The organism is Kribbella endophytica (assembly GCF_054781295.1).
Genome location: NZ_BAAGUR010000008.1, coordinates 135,211 through 154,525, shown reverse-complemented (window position 1 = coordinate 154,525; position 19,315 = coordinate 135,211). Strand labels below are relative to the sequence as shown.

Here is a 19,315-nt window from a genome sequence, read left to right as displayed (position 1 = left end):
AATGGCTTACCAGACTGTCCACACTGCGGCATTCGTTCCCAGGAGTGCTGACGAGAGCGTCGAAGCCGAGTACGCCACACTCGCTTTTCCTGCCGCCTGGCATGAACCGATCCTGGATCTCTACAGGTACGCCAAGTCGGCTGCTGTGCAAGAGAAACTGCGGCGTATCCCGATCCGGCGCCTGAACTCTGTGCTGCGGGCAGTGGCTCCTGATCTGCTGACGGTCGACGACAGCGCCTCGTTCAGCGCGGCCGCCCCCTGGCTGTATGTCGGTTCGCCGTTGCCCGCGAGTGCCTTCGCGGGCTTCCTCAATGCCTGGCTGTGGGACATGTCGCCCGGCCCAGAGGCGTTCCCGGTGTTCAAGCAGACCATCGAAGGGCTGAGATCCGCGGATCTCAGCTGGTCGCCCAAGACAGTTGACCTTCTGGAACATTCACTGTCCGCGGGTGGCACGAACCGTCCCGCTGATGCTAGCTATCACCTCCTCCCCGACTTCATCGCTGACCGGATCGCGAAGCTCGCTCCTTATGAACACCTTGGGGAGCGGGTGGAGTTCCGACGCGTCGCCGGCAGTGCCCGGGGTTCCGGCGCCGAACTGATGTCCTGGCCGCCCCTCGAGGAGCATCGCAAGGACAAGACAGGCGGCAGGCGCACATGGCGCTACTCGGCGGTGATCCGGATCTCGCTGAGGACGGTGCCTTTCTCCCAGGTTCCTCGTGTCCACGTCGCGTTCGGCATTCGTCGCTGGGTCAGCCGTACGGCGTGGTTGCCGCGCGGCTCGTCCGCGTCGGTTTACCTGCTGCCGGACAGCCCGTTGCATTCGGGCCTGACCGAGTCCAACCGCTTCGCGGTGGGCGCCGTCGAGTGGAACCGTGGGCTCGGTCGCGTCGCGTGGAGGTACGGCGGCCCCGAAGGAATGTTGAAGCACCTGTCGGTGATCGAGAATCTCCCGCCAGCTGAGCTACTGGTCAAGGACGCTGATCCGTGGCTTGTGGGCAAGGATGGCCTGATCGCAGCGATTGTTCACCACACCCGCATGGGAGCACACGCGATCGGCGCGGGCCTGATGCCGAGCGAGCGGCGGCGTCTTGCGGAATGGGTCGCTCCCGCGTTGGAGCCCGAGTTCGTCATGGCGCCGGAGCTGCGACGAAGCAAGGACGTCCCCGAGTTGCCGCATCGGCAGCTTGAGCCGATCAAGCCGGTCTCGGCGAAGCTGGCCGACGAGCAGCAGGCTGAGATCAAGGCCATCAATGACCAGCGGACGATCAACAACGCGCGCAGAGTCAGGGCCTCGGTGTCCGAGGCAGTCGACGGCCGCCAACTGTCGGTACTGGTGCTCCACCAAGGCGGCGCGTTGGGAGATCAACTGACCGGCGTCGTTGAGGCGACTCTGGACCTGACGGAACACCGGGTGGCCTCCGAGCCGACGCTGTCTCGATGGCAGGCGCCCGACCTGACGCTGGAGCTGCACTTCGCCGAGCTCGGGTCGCTCGGTGCGCCGCTTGGTGCCGATCCGCAACCGCGCACACGTACTGAGCACAGCGAAGCGTTCAGCGCGCGGCGGCGGGAGGTCACGGCCTGGATCAGCGGAGTTGGCGAGCAACGAGGGATCAACCCATCCTTCGCCTTGATCGAGTTGGAGGGCGCTGACAAGTTCGGGCCACTCACCGACCCCAAGTTCGCGCTGCGAGCCGGGTGTGCTGAGGCTGGCGTGGTGACCCAGTTCGTCGAACTGAAGTCTCCGCCGACCAAGGATGCGGAGTTCCGAATCGCAGCTGCCTGGTCTGACGGCCTCCGGCAGACCGGATCCCGTCTGATTCCGGAGCACAGTCTTGGCGACGCGATCCCGGACAATCTCAACCAGGTGGCGCTCTGGTTGGTCAGGCGTCGCCACGACGGTCCTACCTACACCCCGCAGTTCACACCGATCGCAGTTTTGCTCCGGCCCCAGGAACGTCAGGTCCTCGGCCGGACCGCCGACATGGACGAGTGGGTGCCCTACTCTCGCCTCCTGGCTTCACTGGTTGGCACGATGCGTCCGCAGGACCTCAGGTCCAGGGATCAGCAAACAGAAGCGGTTGCGGTCTTTGTGCGTAAGCTCTTGTACGGTCTGAAAGGGCAACCGACGCTCGTTCTCACCCGCGCCCAGAACCTTCGACCGCGGTGGCCCTGGCTTCTCAACGGAGGCATGGTCCCGGACCACCTCCAGCTGGGAAATGGTCCGCTTCAGCGCCTGGCCCTCCACGGACGGAACCTGCGGGTGGTTCGGGTCGCGGACCAGCAGCGTGACGAAACTCCGCAGTGGTGGGCGCCGAAGGAGAACGGCGGAGGCGGAATCTCGAAGGGGTTGTGGGCCCCGGCTGAGGAGAGCGGCCACAGCGGGCGCGTCTTCTACAGCACAACCGACAAGGCGAGCACACACAGCGGCGTCGGCGTGGATCTGAGCAAGCTGACGCATCACCTGGACAGCAAGGGCAAGCCGAGGATCAACCCCGGCACCGCGGGCTGGACTCCACAACTGCTGGAGCTGACGATGGCAGGGCTGCAGCCCGGCGACGACCCGGCCACTTGGGCGATGTTCGTCCACCAGCAGCGAACGGCCGAGGACTACCGCGATCAGCTCGGACTCCCGCTGGCGCTGCACCTAGCCCGGCTGACGGAGCAGTACGCGTTGCCGTACGACGCGGAGGAAACTGAGGCTGTCGAGGCCAGCATCGACGAACTCGATAGCGACCTCCCCAGTCAGGGCGACGAATAGACCTGGACCCCTTCGATTGCCGCAGTACCAGCACACGCCATCAAACGGCCGACCCCGCAGCGGAGGTACCGACCCGGTCACCGTTCCGTCGGCGGGGTTGGCTGGACAGACAGCGTCGATTGGGAGGTTCTACAGAAGACGCTGCGTGATGGCGGAATCGAGCAGGCAAGGCAACGGAGAGTCTGGTCGAACTCTTGCCAGTGCGAGCTCGGTCAATTCAGGGCCCAGGAGATTACTGACCTACTCTTCGTGAAAAATCTGGTTCAAGGACGATCCGCAAGAAATACTCCTATGTCTCGGCAGCTGAGTTTAACGGGCACAGCCTGGCCTCGCAGGAGCTAGCGATCGGCATCGATTTCAGACGACATGCCGTGCGACCCGCCGATCGACGGAATTGAGCCCTAAGGTCGGAGTTGTGCCGTTGACGAAGCATCTGCCTGCGGGCAGCGCCGCGGAGTTGGTGACCGCTGTCCCGCAACCCGATGACGCCGGCGCGAGTACGGCTGACAGGTACGAGTGGCAGGCGGCAATGGCAACGGCCGATGGATTGTCGCTGTATCTAGGTGCGCTGACATCTGGCGGGGCCTCCAGTGAGACCAGGATCCTGTGTGAGTACCACGAGGACTGGGTCATCATTCGAGGTGACGACGCTGAGATCGTGTCGGCGAAGCATCGAGAAGCCTCATACGGGGCTTTCACTACCTACACCAAACTCGCGAAGGATGGTGGGATCGGGCATCTGTTCGAGCGGTGGTACGCGCTCTCAGAGAAGCCGACCTGCAGGCTGGTGACGACCTGTGGTCTTGACCAGGCATCGGTGGCCGTCGCCAAGGCAATCGATTGGCTGAACGAGCGTCTGCTGGCCGGCGAGCCCCTCCTTGGCGGCCCCCATGACGACGTGGTCGCCAAAATGTCGGACGTGCTACCTGCCGACGAGGATCTGATGCCGCCGATCGTCATCCTGGCCCCGCTCACGCACGAATGGGCTCGCCGCGATCGCGTAGCGCGCTTCCTTGCGGGCCTGACACTGCAGGTCGAGCAGATCCGTCGGACTCATCTTCCGTATGCAGCGCCTGGGATGTTTGCTCAGCCGATCATCGACCATTTGCAGGTGACGGTCGATCCTGAGGTCGTCTGGACAGTTGCTCTAGGCGTATTCCGGCAGCGAATGCGAGCCGCCGGGCCGGTTCAACAGGCCGCCCTACCCGTCGTTCTGCCTCAGGTTCTCGATGCCTCGGCAGTGGGCACACCGGCCGAACGCTCGATCGCGGCGCGGTTGGTCACCACCGCGGACCTCGAGTTCGCCATTGAGATTGCTTTGCAACAGCCCAAGGCTTACCTCCCGTTGCCCCGGTTGAAGAGGACGTCTACCGTCGCGCTCAAGATGGAAGCTGGCAAGTGTTCGGACAACAGCATCGAGCGGGCCGAAGAGTTGCGTCTATACGCCGGCAGGTACTGGAGCGACCGAATGAGCGGCGATCCAAGAGCACGTGCCGAACGCGAACGGGTCCGGATGAAGGTCCTTGGGCTGACTGATGCCACAGCTGACGGGATTGCCGAAGACAACAAACCGTGGGGCCAGGTGTTCTGGGGTGAGATCCAGAAGAAGCTGGCGGAGCTCGCGGCCAACGACTCGTCGTTCCCGGACGCCGACGTCATGCTCGGCGGTGTCTGCGAACTCGCGAACGAATGTCGAGTCTGGTTCAGTAGTGCATTCGATGTCGAGAGCTATCGAAGTCAGCTGGAGGAAACATGACCCAGCTCACCGACATCGAGGAACTGCTTTGGTTGCGTGAGGATCTTGCCTATCACCAGGCTCGGGTCCTGTTGCTGACGGTTGCCGTCGCGACTACGCCTGGGCACCAGAAGAAGCTCGACGGGCTCACCAAACTGGCGAAGCTGGACTTCCTCGTGCGGTACCCGGCCCTGGCCCCGGTCATCTTGGACGAGCTGGCATCGGACGACCGACGGCTGCATCTCACGGATCGGGAGCGAGACGATCCGACCGACGTCGAGGCACCGATGGTCCGCTACAAGTACGGGCCTTGGGACGATCGCTACTATCCGGTCATAGGCGCTCTGATCTCGCGCGGCCTTGTGCGGTACGTGACAGGCCGGCAAGGCAGTGTTGCATTGGCGCCAACGCAACTGGGTCGGTCGTTCGCCGAGGAGTTGTCGGCGTCACCGGAGTGGATCGATGTGGCTGAACGCTGCCGAGCGATCGCAGAGGCTAGTCCGGACCTGTCCGGCTCCGGGCTGAAGGATCTGATCTATGACCGGCTCTCGGACCTCATGCAGACCCCGCAGCGGCGGGTGATCCGATGACCACGCGGTTCCGGATCAACGCGATTCACATCGATACTGTCGAAGGCGCTGTCGACTTCGTATTCTCGGACGACATCATTGTGCTCACCGGGCCGACGGGCGTTGGAAAGACCACGCTGTTCGAGTTGGTCAAGTTCGGTTTCGGTGGACGTGGCAAGCTTGCTCCAGTAGTGCGGACGTCGGTCATCGCGATCCAGCTCGACTTGACCGTGGGGAACGAGCGGTACGCGATTAAGCGGAGCGTCGACGCGGATAAGGCGAAAGTTGTCCAGGTGACAGACCTGCGGTCGCACGAGCGACTCGTGGAACACCATGTCGACCGCAAGAAGACCCCGTCCCTCAACTCTCTGCTGATGGGTGCGCTGGGGCTACCAGACGATGTGCGCGCGGCAGCACGTGGAGGCGGCAGTAGCCGCTCGGGTGACATCGTGACGTTCAACGACGTCTTCAGCTTCCTGTACGTCGCGCAGTCCGAAATCAATCGGGACATCGCCGGCAGCCAGATGTCGTACGTCGATCCCAAGCGAAAAACTGTCTTCGAGCTCCTGTTCTTGTTGACGAACGAGGAGATCCAGGGACTGCGGTCCCGCTACAACGAGCTGAGGGGTGAGATCGCGTCAGCCGAAGCAGAGCATCGGACCGTTCGGAAGTTTCTGGCCGACAGCGGGACCGGTGATCGATTCCAGACCGAGATCGCGCTGGCGGAAGCAGCCAGACGGCAGGCCGACGGCGAGGCACGCTTCGCGGAATTGCGTGACGCCGTGGATCCGGTCAGCGACCGCAGAACAAGGATGCTTCGTGACCTGTTGACCGAGGCGGAGGTCGGCGCGGCGGACGCACGGGCAACGCTCGACGAGTTGAATCGCCAGCGCGCCGAGTACACCGCTGAGCGCGACCGATTGGCTTCTGACATTGCCCGCCTGGCGCGTATGCACGATGCGGGAGCCCGTTTGGCGAACTTTGAGTTTGCTGTCTGCCCTCGTTGCCTGCAGTCCTTGTCCGAGCGTTCTGTCCCCATCGATGCTTGCCGAGTCTGTCTCCAACCTGATCCGGTTCAACCCGGTGTGCGGCCGGAGCAGTACGAGACGCGCCAGCTACAGGACCAGCGGTCAGAGGTTGATGACCAGCTTCATGCGATCGCGCTCAAGGAGGCCGCGATCTCGGGTGCGCTCGCCGAGCGGGCCGTTCTCGTCACCACTCTCAACGAGCAGCTCGAGGAACGCACGGCCGAGCGGATCACGCCGCGCCTCCAGGCCTTCGCGGATGTCACCGACCAACTTGCCACTGCCAGGGTTGAGCAGGGACACCTCGAGTCGATTCTGCGGCAATGGGACAGAGCCGACGACCTTGGCCTGGTCACCGACAGGTTGCGGTTGGACCGTACCCGGGTCAAGCGTGAGCTCGACGAGGCTAGCGAAGCGCTGGAATCTCGGCGTACGGAGATCTTCGACGAGATCGATGCCGAGTTCCAGGCAACGGTCGCGGATATCGGGATCCCGGGCGTCGAGACGGCGGTGATCGATCGTTCGACATACCTGCCTTTGCTCAACGGCGAGAGCTTCACCACGACAAGCTCCGCCGGGGGAATCATCACGGCAACACAGATCGCTTACTGGACGTCGTTGCTGAGCGTTGCCACTCGGCGAGGCGACACGTACTACCCGGCATTCCTACTGATCGACAGCCCTCAACTCGCCCTGAACGCCGCAGCGCCTGTGGTCGCGGCGATCTATCGGCGAATGGCGACGCAGAGCACCGCCCGCCCTGGACAGCTCCAGTTGATCGTGGCCGACAACGAGACACCGGAAGTCTTCAAGGGAACGCGGCTGCCGGAGATTCCCTTCGACTACGACAACCCGACCATCAAGGCCATCCGCCATCCCGGGCCGGCCGGGGTGCAGACGCTCGAGGACTTGGCCGACTAGTCGTTGCTCAAGGCCTGCTTTTCCTTGCGGTGTTCGTCGTGTCGGCTGAGCTGTCCTCCATGGGACGCAGACAGCACGACGGCGAGTAGGACCATCAGAGCAGGGGGCAGGGCTCGCCACGGCACGTGTACCGCGATCCCGCTTCTACTCCGAATCGGTGAGGACCTGGACCGCGAAGTGTGTCGACCAGATGTTTGTACAGCGGGGTAGGGATTCAGCCCGCGGAACAGAGCTATCAGGCCGGTCAGGGTGCTGACAACCAGGGTCACGGCGCCGAAGGCTTTCGTAGGATCCATGGGTTCCACGCCGCGTGACTAGCGAGGTTGTGCGGTTTTGCCCAGCTCGTCAACAGCTCGGTCCTACCGAGATAGGCCAGCTGCACGGCCTGCGTCACCGCCCTGCTGCCGTAGATCGGTGCGTCGGACGACGCGAGCTCCGCGAGGTCGTCGGCGACGTACTGGGCGGAGGACAACAGCGCCTTGTGGTCGAGGCCCTTCCACTGGCGCGCGCGTCGACGGAGAACTTCGCGTAGGGGGTAGATGGCGGCGAGCACCTCGCGTCGCTCCGGGGGAAGGCCGTCGAGCCACAGCTGAGCCATCGTGGTGGTTCTGGTCGTCGTGGGTTCGAGCCAGCGCGATGGCGGCTGCTGTTCGGGAGCGCACGCGCGGCTGAGATGGCGCAGGAGACGATCGTGTTGCCGATGGCGGCTCAAAAGATAGAGGCCGATTACCATCATGGGTGTACTGATGAGCGCGAGGATGGCAGCCGAGGCCGCGGCGAACTGCCAGGACCGGGGCTGCCAGATCCCTGAGACAGGGAGAACGAGCGCCATGGACGTTGTCGCGACGAAGACGCCGGCTGTCAGGTTCGTGAGTGCTCGCTCCCGCCCGAGGATCACGACCACATCGGCGGGGATGCCGTGATGGTGGAGCCACGCGAGCTGGTCGGCGATCGATCGCGTGGTCGCGCGGCGAAGATAAATGCCGGCAAGAACGTTGTACGCGAAGAAGTAGCCAAGGATGCCCAGACCGATCGTGAGATCGAGGGCGGTGTACTGCGCAACGGCCACAACCGCCGCGATGCAGAGCATCAATCCGTAGAACAGCAGCGACTCGCGGTCGGTCCGTGAGCCCTGGGTAGGCACAGACGCCTGCGTCCGGATCCTTCGACCGTGGATCACCTCGGCGTACCACGGCCAGATCGTCACGGACACATCGAGCAGAAGGATGGTCTCGATCAGAATCGCGCCGGCACTCAGCATCACCAAGTCGGCTGCGGCCGTCGCGTCGTTCATCCCGTGTAGCCCCCATGAACTCGTAGTCCTGCCGATGCCGGCTGGGCACCACCGCATTACGGTGACAGGCCCCGCCGACACTTCGTGGAGCTACAACTTCGCCAGGCCTGGTGGAGCGCAAGGTCTGGAGCTGCGTCGACGCTAGCCCCGGGAGGATTGTTGCAATGCCGTGAGTGCCAGGCCGCTCAACAAGCGAGTCTCGCCAGCGCCATCTACAACCACTGCGGCGTCGCCGTGTGCGCGGATCACACAGTCACGATCTCTGAGAGCCTGACCCGTACCCGGCCGATCGCCCAGCAGGTCACGGTCAGCCCACCAGCCCGTCGCCTCCTGTTCCAGCTATGCGGGCAGGCATGGCAGACGTTCTCCGCCTGATGTCCCCGGGCTGTACCCGCAAGGCGCTCACAGCCTGGTCTCGGTCGCCGGGCGTCTCTTCACCTGGGCATTCCCCGCATGACGCCGAATCCGGTAGTCCTGGATGTGGTGATCGCGGTTCCGTGAGGACCGTTGTTTCCCAAGGCTGGAGCCGACGAAGGACGTCGGGCTCCGGCTGGAGGGCGTGCCGGACTTACGGAAGGGGCCGGGACTTGTGGAGATTGCTCACGAGCAGTTGGTTGCCGCGCAGGTTGCGGCCATGGAGTTCTTCCGGACGGAGATGCTGTTGCGGCCCAACGGCTGGGCGCGACGTCATCTGCAGTCGCGCCGGCTTGATCATGTGCAGGAGCTGGGGTCGCGGTGGGCGGTGGGGTACGCGCCGGACGCGTGGGCTCATCTGGTCGACCACCTGCGGAGCAGGGGATTCGACGAGCAGACGATGGTGGCGGCTGGGTTGGTCGTTGCCACCCGCAAGGGGTACCTGATCGATCGGTTTCGGGACCGGATCGTGTTCCCGGTGCACGACATCGATCTGCGGCTGGTCGGTTTCGCCAGCCGTGGGCGTGGAGGGATCGCGAAGCATCTGAACTCGCCCAGCACCGCGATCTATCGCAAGGCGGAGGCGTTGTTCGGTGTCGCGCAGCAGCGGCGACTGCTGGAGAACGGTGCTGTTCCGGTCCTGGTGGAGGCCCCGTTCAATGCCCTCGCTGTGAGTTCCGCAAGCGGCGCCAGTTCTCGATGGGCGGGTATCGGACTGTGCGGCCTCGCGCTCAGCGAGGCTCAGATTCGGATCATTCAGTGCTACGCGGGAACCGACTCAGTCATCGTCGCCCTCGATGGAGACAGCAGCGGCCGGCTTGCCGCCGTACGGCATCTGGACCTGCTGAGCCGGAGCTTCAGGAACGTCCTGGTCGCAGATCTGCCTGATGGTGAAGACCCGTCGGAGATCTACAGCTCCGAAGACGGGCAGAGGCGACTTCGGGCTCAGCTTGAGAACACGCGGCCACTCGTGAGTCTGGTGATCGAGCTGGAGCTCGGTCGCTGGGACCGGGTCCTGGACCACGTGAGCGGGCGGGTCGGTGCGCTTCGTGCGGTGGCGGGCCTGGTGCCGCGGCTTCCGACCGGCTTGATCGCGGACGAGGTGCAGCGGCTCTCCCGGGTGCTGAACCTCGATCCGCAGACGGTTTCGAGGGAGGTTCTCGCGGCTCATGGCAAAACTGTGGCGAAGCGTCAGACGCGGCGTCTCGAACCGCTGAGTTCAGAGCCGGACCCGCCGGTGAATGTGATCCAGATGTGAGTACCGCTTCAGGACTCCTGGACCTCTGAATCCGGGTTCTGAGTCGTTGCTTCAAGCACCAGATTTTTTCCCCACAGATCACAAACAGTGAATGTGGGGAGCAAGCAATGACGATCGAACTGCAGGAGCTGCTCGCTGATGCGGCTGCATCGAACTGGGCGCCCGAGATCTCGGAAGAACTGGCCCGCGGCATCGAGGAACGAATCATCGCCTTCCTTCCGAGTCGTGCCAGGGCGGCCCTGGGGGCTGAGGAAGCAGCGCAGCGTGCTCGGGTTATCGCGTGGGAGCGGTGCAAGATCCTGGCCGCCCGGCCAGAGGTGACGGCGTCGTGGGGTTACTTAGCCAACACCGTGCGGTGGCGGCTGGCTGACTCGGTCCGTGCTGAGGCTCTACGGCGCCAGCGTCATCCGCTGATGCAGGTGCTGCCCGATCGGGCGGATGTCCGCGTCATGACGGAGCTCGGCCCGTTGCTCGAAGTGGTCGCTGCCGAACTGACCCGGATGGGTCTGCCCGAGTGGACCGCCCGGCGGATTCTGATCATCGCCACTGAAGGCCCCCGGCTCGAACGCTCAGCCATCCGAAGCCGCCTGGTGAGCACCGGCATCGCAACAAGTCAGGCCGAGGGCATCGCCTGGCTCTTACGCGGAGGTGCGGCCAACCGGTCGGCGGTAGGCCGGCTGGCGACCGGCCAGCGCCGCTCTGAGGTGTTCAGCGACCCGCTGGTCCGCCGATGGCTGGCCGCGGCTGTGGGCATGGACACCACCTTCAGCGGAGGCAGGAGAGGGACCTGTCGCCCCACTGCGGCGTTGCCGCCTACCGAATCGTCGAGCCCTGGCCTGGCCAGGACGGCGTAGGTGCAAACCGCCGGAAGCCCAGCCGTTGAGTCCGGCATGACGACAAACAGTCCCCGACGTAGCCACTGGCTTGTCCGCTACTACCGATGGCAAGCCCGCCTGTACCTGCGCATCCTGCGCGCTGTCTGGATCATCCCGGCGCCGGTCGAGGCCTCGATCCAGAAGCGCCTGGCGCACCGACCACGAGGTGGTAACTGACATGGCAGGAATTCTTCGCTCGAAGGCGACGATCGTTGTGGTGGTTGTGCTGGGCATGGTCGCGCTGGTGAGCGTGACCGTCGCGCGGTGGCATGGATCTGGAGACGAGAAGCCACAGGTCGCCGCCGCCTCGGCGACCGACGACGGCACGCCGTACCTCAAGGCCTGGGATCGACCGAACACGACCGATCCGAAGGTCTACGCGACGGCCTATGCCACGGCGATCTGGACCTACGACAGCACGGTGCACGGGTACTTCGACTGGCAGGACGCGATAAAGATGTTCGCCGATCCGATGGACACCGATGGTCCGCGGGTGGCCGGCAGCATGTTGCCTGACTTCGGGCAGTGGGAGCAGCGGGATCTGCACGACAGCAAGGCCACAGTCAGCGATGTGTCGACCGAGACACCGCCGGCTCTGACTCGGCTGCAGCGGCTGCCGCAGACGCCGCGCGGTTGGCATGGCTTCGTCGTACGGGGTCGGCAGACGAACGTGATCGACGACCAGCCGCGGGTGGCTGAGCGGTCGGTGACGGTGGCGGTGGTGTGTACGCCGCAGTGCCGGTTCTGGTCGGCGTCGGCCGAGGGCCCGTTGTGATTCTCAAGGCCGCCGCGGCAGCTGCTTGCCTCGCTTTCGGTGTGGTGCTGGTGCCGCCGATCGCGGTGGCCAGGGGAGGGGCGAGCAGTTGCGCGGCGACGCCGGTCGTCGGCGAGGTCGCGCTCGATGCTGAGCAGCGTTCGAACTTGGCGGTCGTGGTCGCGACCGGTGATCAGTTGCGGATCGATGTGAAGGGCAAGGTCATCGCGGTGATGACCGCGTTGACGGAGTCGTCGCTGCGAAACGTCGACCACGGTGACGCCGCCGGTCCGGATTCTCGGGGGCTGTTTCAGCAGCGTGATGGCTGGGGGCCGCTCGCGATGCGGATGGATCCGGAGGGTGCGTCGGTCTTGTTCTATACGGCGCTGATCACCGTGTCCGGGTGGATGGAGATGGATCCGTGGCTGGCCGCGCAGGAGGTCCAGCGGTCGGCGTTCAGCGACGGTCGCAACTATCGGGCCAAGTACGCCCAGGCCCAGGAGCTGGTCGGTCTGTCACCGGACTCGCTGTGTCAACCTCCGCCGACTAGTGACACGGGGGAGTTGCCTGGGGCAGAGGCCGCGGTCAGCCGTGCGATGGAGCTGGTTGGGCAGCACGGCTACTACCAGCTGTGTGCTCGGCTCGCCGCCAACATCTGGGGTCGGCCGCGGGCCGGCTACGTCTCGGCCGCCCAACAGTGGTCGCAGATGGTTGCGACCGGCAACGCTCACCTGGACCGCCAGCCACCTCTGGGCGCCCTTGTTTTCTGGGACACCGGCGGCCTGTACGGGCACGTCGCGGTCTACGTCGGCGCGGGCCGCATCGTCTCCAACGACATCCACGACCAGTTCCCCGGTGAGGGCGGCGTCTACCTGGTCGACCTCACCGCCATCGAGGCGGAGTGGGGCGCGACCTACCTCGGCTGGGCGCCGCCGATCTACCAACGATCTGCAGTTTGATCACCGTCCCGGCGTATCGATCGCCGGAGAAGGGCTAGATGATGTCCACAATCTTCGCGTCAGCGCGAGACCACCTCGTCATCAAGATGGCGAATCAAGACCCCGGGGTCACCCCCAACTCCAACGGGCTTCCCGGGCTGCCGGCACTGCGGCAGATGGCTGGCGCGCTGGTCACCTTCGGGCTCGTGATCTGTGTCGCTGCCTTCGTCATCTCGGCGGCGGTGTGGGCGATGGGGAGTTTCGGCAACAACGCTCACCACGCGGGCAAGGGAAAGATCGGATGCCTGGTCGCTGCCGGCACGGCGATCTTGATCAGCTCGGCCAACACCATCATCCGCTGGTTCAGCGGCGTCACGGTCAGCTGAGCTCGATGAGCTGGTCCGATTGTCTGCTCAACCCGGTGAGCTGCGTCGTCTCCGACGTCGGGGGCTCGGCGGCGAACTCGGTCTGGGAGTCGTTCCTGAAGTGGACCGCGAGTGGTCTGGGTGACTTGGCAGCGACGGTCTTCCAGACCTTCAGCAGTAGTACGACGCCCCGCTTCGACCAGGACTGGTGGCAGACGAACCTGAGCCTCATCGTCACCATCTCGCTGCCGATCCTGGTGATCTTGTTCGTACTCCAGTGCATCTCCGCCATGATCCATCGAGAGCCCGGCCGGTTAGGGCGCGCATTGATCGGAGCGTTGATCGGCACGGCGGGAGTGCCGCTCGCGGTCGCAGTAATCAGCTCGTGCGGGTCGGTGGTCGATGAGATCTCGTTGGCGATCCTGGGCAACCGTGCGACCGCGGACGGCATGAAGCGGCTGACCGACATCAGCAGCCTGCTCACCGGAGCGTCGCTGGGCGGGTTCCTTCTGCTGGCTGTGCTCTTGGCGCTTCTGTCTCTGTTCGCGCTGTACTTCGTGCTGCTGTTCATCGAGGTGGCCCTGGTCGCCTCCGTGGTGTTCGCACCGATCGCGATGGTGAGCTGGACCTGGTCGGCGACGCGGCACTGGCTGCGGCGATGGATCGAAGTCATCGGCGCGTTGCTCGTCGCGAAGATCCCGATGGCGGTCGTCTTCGCGCTCGGGCTCTCGGCAACCGGTGCCGCGGACCAGGGCAGCAATCCAGCCAACCTCAGCACCTTCCTGGCCGGTGTCCTGCTGGTGGCGATGGCTGCCTTCGCGCCCGCTGCGACCTTCTCCTTCATCCACTGGGCAGGCGATCAGGGTCACAGTGCCGCGCGGGCCATCCGACAAGGCTCTGCCGGTACCGCCGCGGCGAAGGAAGGTGTCGAGAAGGCGCAGCACTGGGGTGCTGAGCACTTCGGTGCGTCGGGCGACAAGGAGGAATCGCCGATCGTAGGCAACGACGCCGATCAAGTCGACAACGACGAGGCCATCATCGACCGGGCCGAGGCGGACGCCTCGATTCCCGCGGGAACACCTTCGGATCGCGGAGGCGGAGAACCCGACCCCTCGAAGTCGGAGACCGCGCCGGACGTCGCGAAGCAGGCCCCCGCGCCGGCACTGTCGCCGTCTGGTGGGGGAGAGGGAGCAACCGCGATCGCCGTCTCGAGCAGCGAGGTGTCGGTCGACAGTGCGCCGACTGGCGACGCATCCCCGGGCACGCCACGCAATGACTCGACCAGTGACAGCAGAGAGGACCGCGGATGACGACCACGATGGCGACCCGATTCCCGAGGCCTGAACGCAACACCGTCCTGCTTGGTCTTAGGCCGATGCAGGTCGTTCTCCTCGCACTCGCGGCCGTGCTGCTGGTCCTGAACATCATCAGCAACGCGAGTTCCGTGGTCCGCCTGACCGGCCTCGTCGCGTCGATCTGCTGTGCCGTGGTTGCATTGACGCGGATCGAGGACCTGCCGTCGTACCGATGGATCCTGCTCCGCGTCGTGCACGCCCTGCGGGTGGCCCGCAAGCGGCAGTCGTACCGGGCATCCGTCGCCCGGCCCACGATCCACGGCTCACTGCATTTGCCCGGCGCGGAGGGTGCTCTGCGGATCCTCGACACCGAGGCGGTTGTCGCCGCGGTGCACGATCCTCGACGGCGGCGGTTGACGGCCGTCGCGCGGATCGAGGGGCCGGCGCACTTGTTGCAGAACACCGACGAGCAGGACCGCCGCGTCACGGCGTACGGGCAACTGATCGCCGGCCTGTGCCAGAGCAACCGGATCGTCCGCGCCCAGATCCTCGAGCGCACGCTCCCGGATCCCGGCGACAGTCTGACGAACTGGGCCGAGCAGCGTGGTCTCGACCCGCGGCAGCCGGCCGGGGCGATCTATCAGGATCTGCTGCGGCATGCAGCTCCGGCACCGGCCAAGCACGAGACTCTGTTTGCCTTCACGCTCGACCTCGACGCGGTGTCGAAGGAAGTCCGCAAGCATGGCGGCGGCATCTCTGGGGCGATGATCGTCTTGGAAGCCGAAGCCCGCGGGTTCCAGATGGCGCTCGGGGCCGCCGGCGTTGCCGGGTGCTGGCTCAACGCGCCCGAACTCGCAATGAGCCTGCGCGTCGCCTTCGACCCGGCCGCCACCCGCACCGTCCCGAGCCTTGAAGCGCTCGACCCCTCCGGCGCGGGACCGCTGGCGATCGACGCTGAGTGGGATCACCTTCGGACGGACTCGTCGATGCACCGCGTCTACATCGTCACCGAGTGGCCGCGCGTGAAGGCGACTCCTGCCTTCCTCGGACCGTTGCTGCTGAAGCCTGGAGTACGGCGTACGTTCTCGCTCGTTCTCCAGCCCATCCCGGTGGCCAAGGCGCTGCGGGACGCTCGACGGCACCAGGTCGACCGGGTCACCGAGCGCGCGACCCGGAACAAGATCGGCCGGCTGGAAAGCGAAGAGGACCGCCAACTCGACGCGGACGTTGCCCAACGCGAGCGAGACCTGGCCGCCGGCCACGGCGACGTCCGCTGGATCGGACTGCTCGCGGTCTCAGCAGACGACGAGGACAAGCTTGACGAGGCCTGCACCGAGATGGAGATCGCCGCGGCCCGCGCTCTGATCGACCTTCGTCGCCTGGTCGGCCAGCAGCTCGACGGCTTCCTGGCAACAACACTGCCATTCGGAACGGGGCTGCGATGAACCACGACGAACGCGGAGTGGCCGTGTACGAACCGACCGGCCTCGACCGGACCACCCGCAGAGCCAACCGCAAAGCGGCCGCGCTGCGAGGACGGCCCATGGCGAGGCGGAATCGTGAGGTGGAGGACTTCGAGTCTGCGGTCAAGCCTCGGCGGACGCCGTACGACGCCCGGCACGCGCTGCCGCTGCTCGTCGATGCCCACCGCGCCACGACCAGGATCCTGCGGGTCGCCTACCCCTTTCTCGCCGAGGGAGGATTGGGTGCCGACGGCACCTACATCGGATCGGACGTCTTCAGTGGCGGCTCGTTCGTCTACGACCCGTGGGTCCTCTACCAGTCCAAGGTCATCACCAACCCCAACCTGCTCCTGGCCGGCGTCATCGGCAGCGGCAAGTCCTCGACCGCGAAGGCCTTCATCACCCGCTCGATAGCCCTCGGCCACCGCGCCTACGTCCCCTGCGACCCCAAGGGCGAGTGGACTCCCGTCGCGGAAGCCATCGGGGGAGCGGCCATCCAGCTCGGCCCCGGGCTGCCGACCAGGCTCAACCCACTCGACGCCGGCACCCGCCCGGCCGCCGTACAGCCCGACGAATGGAGCAAGATCGTCTGGTCCCGACGCCGCGCACTCCTCGGTACGCTCGCCGAGTCCACACTCGGGCGGCCGATGACAGCAGTCGAACACACCTCACTCGACCTCGCCCTCGAAACAGCGACCACCAACCCGGCCCCGACCATCCCCGACGTCGTCACCGCGCTCTTCGACCCCGACGACGACCGCGCACACCGAGGCGGGCTGCACAGGAACGCGCTGCTCGACGACGGACGCGAGGTCGCTCACGCCATCCGGCGCCTGGTCCACGGCGACCTGGCCGGCATGTTCGACGGCCCGTCGACCACCGCGTTCGACGCCACCCTCCCGATGGTCACCCTCGACTCCTCCCGCATCGGCTCCGGAGGCAACGACCACGCCCTCCGCCTAGCGCTCGCGTGCGCCTCATCCTGGATGGAAGCCGCCGTCGCCGACCCCTCCGGTGGCCAGCGCTTCATCGTGTACGACGAAGGCTGGCGCGTCATGCGCGACCCGGCTCTGCTCCGGCGGATGCAGGAGCAGTGGAAGCTGTCCCGCGCCTGGGGAGTCTCCAACGTCCTCATCATCCACCGCCTGTCCGACCTGGCTGCCGTGGGCGACCTCGGCTCCGAAGCACGCGCGCTCGCCGAAGGTCTGCTCGCCGACTGCTCGACCCGGATCATGCTCCGCCAAGAGCCCGACCAGCTGGCCCGTACGGCGACGCTGCTCGGGCTGACCGACGTCGAGATCGCGACGATAGGGAAGCTGCCGAAGGGCCGGGCGCTGTGGCGGCTGCCCGACCGGTCGTTCGTCGTACAGCTCGTGCGGCACGCCCGCGAAGTCGAACTCTTCGACACCGACGCCCGGATGTAGACCGATGCTCAACAAGACCCCGAGTACAGACCTGGCGATCATCGGGCTCGTGGCCGTCGGCGCCGGCGCGCTGATGCTGCGCACCGTCGGCGGCCTCTGCGCCCTAATTACTACTGGTCAATGGATCGACGCCCCTGTCTCCTCAGGACTCGCCGTCCTCGTCGAACCCGCCCACCCGGCGACGGCCTTCGGTCTCGACTCCTTCGGGCCGGTTCTCTACTGGTCACTTGTCGCGGTCGTTGCCGCCATGCCGGTCGCGATCGGTGCCGCAGTGTCACGGGTTCGGCAGCGTCGACGTGCAAGCACGCGGGGGAGGACCAGCCATCTTGCTTCCCGGCCCGGTCTGGCGACCCGTGCCGACGTCGAGCACGCGGTTGGCCGGAGCCAGATCCTCCGCCGCGGGCGATCAGCCAGACCGTCGCTGAAACACCCCCGGCCCGAGGACGTGGGCACGCTTCGCGGCTACTCCAGAGGCATCGGATGCTGGTCCTCGGTCGAAGACTCCGAGATCGACGTCGGTCCACCGCGCTCGGGCAAAGGCCTTCACAGCGTGATCAACGCGATCCTCGACGCCCCCGGCGCCGTCGTCACAACGTCGACCCGCCCCGACAATCTCGTGGCGACCCTCGGCCTTCGCAAAGCCGTTGGACCAGTTGCGGTCTTCGATCCTCAAGGCCTCGGAAAGGTTGAGGGGATCCGCTGGTCACCCGTCCGTGGGTGCGAGGATCCGACGACGGCCATCGTCAGGGCCTCCGGGCTTGCCGCGGGCGCCGGCTTCGCCAAGGGCGGAGTCAGCGACGGCGCCTTCTGGCACGGCCAGACCGAGATGGCGCTTCGGGGCCTGCTTCATGCCGCCGCCCTTGACGACACCGGCATCGACCGCCTTTACCGCTGGGGTCTCGAGCCTGCGTCCGCCATCGAGGCTGTCACCATCCTGAACCGCGCCGACGAAGCCGCCGAAGGCTGGGGAGACACCCTCGACGGCATCGTCCGCATGGACGGCCGCACCCGTGACGCCATCTGGGCTGGCGTCCGCTCCGCCCTCTCGGCGCTCGCCGATCCCGCCGTACGCCGGGCGTTTGATCCACCGCCAGGCGCTGGGCTCGATCCCAAGCAGTTCCTCGCCGACAAAGGAACGATCTACCTCCTCGGTACAGGCGTGGGCGCCAGTGCCACATCGGCGTTCATCGCCGCGCTGCTCGAGGACATCACCGAAACCGCACGCCAGATCGCCGCCCACCAGGAAGGCGGACGCATGGAACCCCCGCTCGCGCTGATCCTCGACGAGATCGCCAACCTCTGCGCCGTACCGTCCCTCCCATCACTCATGGCTGATGGCGGCGGTAACGGGATCTCCACTCTCGTGGTCATCCAGTCGCTGGCCCAGGCGCGAGAACGATGGGGCGAACAGGCCGCAGCCGCCATGTGGGACGCGGCGACCGTTCGCCTCATCCTCGGCGGATCCGCCCAGCCTCGCGACCTTCAAGATCTCTCGGCAGTCTGCGGCGATCGCGACGAGGAGGTTCGCAACTGGAGCCGTGGGCCCGACGGTGGCCGCACCTGGTCAACCAGCACCAGGCGTCTGCCGATCCTCCCGCCGGACGCCCTTCGTACGTTGCCTTTCGGAACAGGCGTCCTCCTGGCGCGGACAGCTCCGCCGATCCTGCTGGCCATGAGGCCGTGGACCGATCGATCGGATGCCGGCGACATCCGTCGATGCATCGCCCGATACGGATCCGACGGTCGATGAGGCCCGAGGAGAACTTCGACCTGCTCGACGAAGAGCCGTACACCGTCTGCTGGAGAGATCTTGACGCGGCGCACGAACGAACGCAGCTCGATCGTCTCGGTGAGTGGGTTGCCTGGCTGATCGCTCGCTACGGCCTGGACTACAAGGCTGTGCCGGCCTGCTGGCAGCAGCACGGCGCTCTCGTAGAAGAACTGTCAGCCCTGCGCACGCTCTGGGAAGGATGCTTCGACGTCGACGCCTCCTCGACCGACCCGGTCACCTTTCACCGCGAACTCGACGCTGCCCTACGTCGACTCCGGGAATGGAACTCGCGCACCGGGTGCGCCCGAACCACTCACCGACCCGAAGTCGCGGGAAGCGTTTGACCCCTCGAAGAGAAGCCGCATCCGGCAAGTTCTCGGTATGGGCCGTCTGGCCGGTGACTCGCGGCTGCGGAATCGGTCAACGCCCCGGCGATGTTCCGCTTGTCCGGTTGCG

Annotated in this window: 15 protein-coding genes; 14 read left to right on the top strand and 1 reads right to left on the bottom strand. The window is 65.8% G+C overall.

The genetic code is table 11. The features are described from left to right. Position 1: 1 nt before the first annotated feature. The 4 genes from ACYVIO_RS42040 to ACYVIO_RS42025 all read left to right on the top strand — a co-directional run bounded on the left by ACYVIO_RS42040 (position 2) and on the right by ACYVIO_RS42025 (position 7,008). Complete coding sequence (locus tag ACYVIO_RS42040; RefSeq protein ID WP_460656623.1) at positions 2-2,758, top strand: pPIWI_RE module domain-containing protein; 2,757 nt, start codon at positions 2-4, stop codon at positions 2,756-2,758. Between the two features lie 415 nt (positions 2,759-3,173). Then, positions 3,174-4,514, top strand: coding sequence for a hypothetical protein (locus ACYVIO_RS42035; RefSeq protein ID WP_460656622.1), 1,341 nt, complete (start codon positions 3,174-3,176; stop codon positions 4,512-4,514). Then, a complete protein-coding gene (locus ACYVIO_RS42030; protein WP_460656621.1) occupies positions 4,511-5,083 on the top strand; it encodes a hypothetical protein in 573 nt (190 codons plus the stop codon). Before ACYVIO_RS42035 ends, ACYVIO_RS42030 begins: the two co-directional genes overlap by 4 nt. Continuing rightward, a complete protein-coding gene (locus ACYVIO_RS42025; protein ID WP_460656620.1) occupies positions 5,080-7,008 on the top strand; it encodes an AAA family ATPase in 1,929 nt (642 codons plus the stop codon). The genes ACYVIO_RS42030 and ACYVIO_RS42025 overlap by 4 nt, the downstream gene beginning before the upstream one ends. Before the next feature lie 265 nt (positions 7,009-7,273). On the opposite strand, the gene ACYVIO_RS42020 is transcribed toward ACYVIO_RS42025, so the two are convergent. Continuing rightward, the gene (locus ACYVIO_RS42020; protein WP_460656619.1) at positions 7,274-8,302 is read right to left on the bottom strand and encodes a hypothetical protein; all 1,029 of its coding nucleotides are present in this window, start codon (positions 8,300-8,302) and stop codon (positions 7,274-7,276) included. Positions 8,303-8,936: 634 nt separating this feature from the next. Between ACYVIO_RS42020 and ACYVIO_RS42015 the strand changes: the two genes are divergently transcribed. The 10 genes from ACYVIO_RS42015 (at position 8,937) to ACYVIO_RS41970 (ending at position 19,203) form a co-directional block, all read left to right on the top strand. After that, complete coding sequence (locus ACYVIO_RS42015) at positions 8,937-9,974, top strand: toprim domain-containing protein (RefSeq protein WP_460656653.1); 1,038 nt, start codon at positions 8,937-8,939, stop codon at positions 9,972-9,974. Positions 9,975-10,081: 107 nt separating this feature from the next. Next, entirely contained in the window at positions 10,082-10,828 is a 747-nt protein-coding gene (locus tag ACYVIO_RS42010) for a hypothetical protein (protein WP_460656618.1), read from the top strand. Positions 10,829-11,027: 199 nt separating this feature from the next. Next, positions 11,028-11,624: a hypothetical protein gene (locus ACYVIO_RS42005; protein WP_460656617.1), complete on the top strand. Its 597-nt coding sequence runs from the start codon at positions 11,028-11,030 to the stop codon at positions 11,622-11,624. After that, complete coding sequence (locus ACYVIO_RS42000; protein ID WP_460656616.1) at positions 11,621-12,562, top strand: CHAP domain-containing protein; 942 nt, start codon at positions 11,621-11,623, stop codon at positions 12,560-12,562. Before ACYVIO_RS42005 ends, ACYVIO_RS42000 begins: the two co-directional genes overlap by 4 nt. Before the next feature lie 38 nt (positions 12,563-12,600). Continuing rightward, on the top strand, positions 12,601-12,927 hold the full coding sequence (locus ACYVIO_RS41995) for a DUF6112 family protein (protein ID WP_460656615.1): 327 nt from the start codon (positions 12,601-12,603) through the stop codon (positions 12,925-12,927). Positions 12,928-12,932: 5 nt separating this feature from the next. After that, complete coding sequence (locus ACYVIO_RS41990) at positions 12,933-14,216, top strand: hypothetical protein (RefSeq protein WP_460656614.1); 1,284 nt, start codon at positions 12,933-12,935, stop codon at positions 14,214-14,216. After that, a complete protein-coding gene (locus ACYVIO_RS41985) occupies positions 14,213-15,646 on the top strand; it encodes an SCO6880 family protein (protein WP_460656613.1) in 1,434 nt (477 codons plus the stop codon). Before ACYVIO_RS41990 ends, ACYVIO_RS41985 begins: the two co-directional genes overlap by 4 nt. A 98-nt stretch (positions 15,647-15,744) precedes the next feature. After that, a complete protein-coding gene (locus ACYVIO_RS41980) occupies positions 15,745-17,088 on the top strand; it encodes an ATP-binding protein (RefSeq protein WP_460656612.1) in 1,344 nt (447 codons plus the stop codon). A gap of 4 nt (positions 17,089-17,092) precedes the next feature. After that, on the top strand, positions 17,093-18,838 hold the full coding sequence (locus tag ACYVIO_RS41975; RefSeq protein WP_460656611.1) for a type IV secretory system conjugative DNA transfer family protein: 1,746 nt from the start codon (positions 17,093-17,095) through the stop codon (positions 18,836-18,838). Continuing rightward, positions 18,835-19,203 carry a hypothetical protein gene (locus ACYVIO_RS41970; protein WP_460656610.1) on the top strand — a complete coding sequence of 123 codons (369 nt, stop codon included), beginning with the start codon at positions 18,835-18,837 and terminating at the stop codon, positions 19,201-19,203. Before ACYVIO_RS41975 ends, ACYVIO_RS41970 begins: the two co-directional genes overlap by 4 nt. Positions 19,204-19,315: the final 112 nt, after the last annotated feature.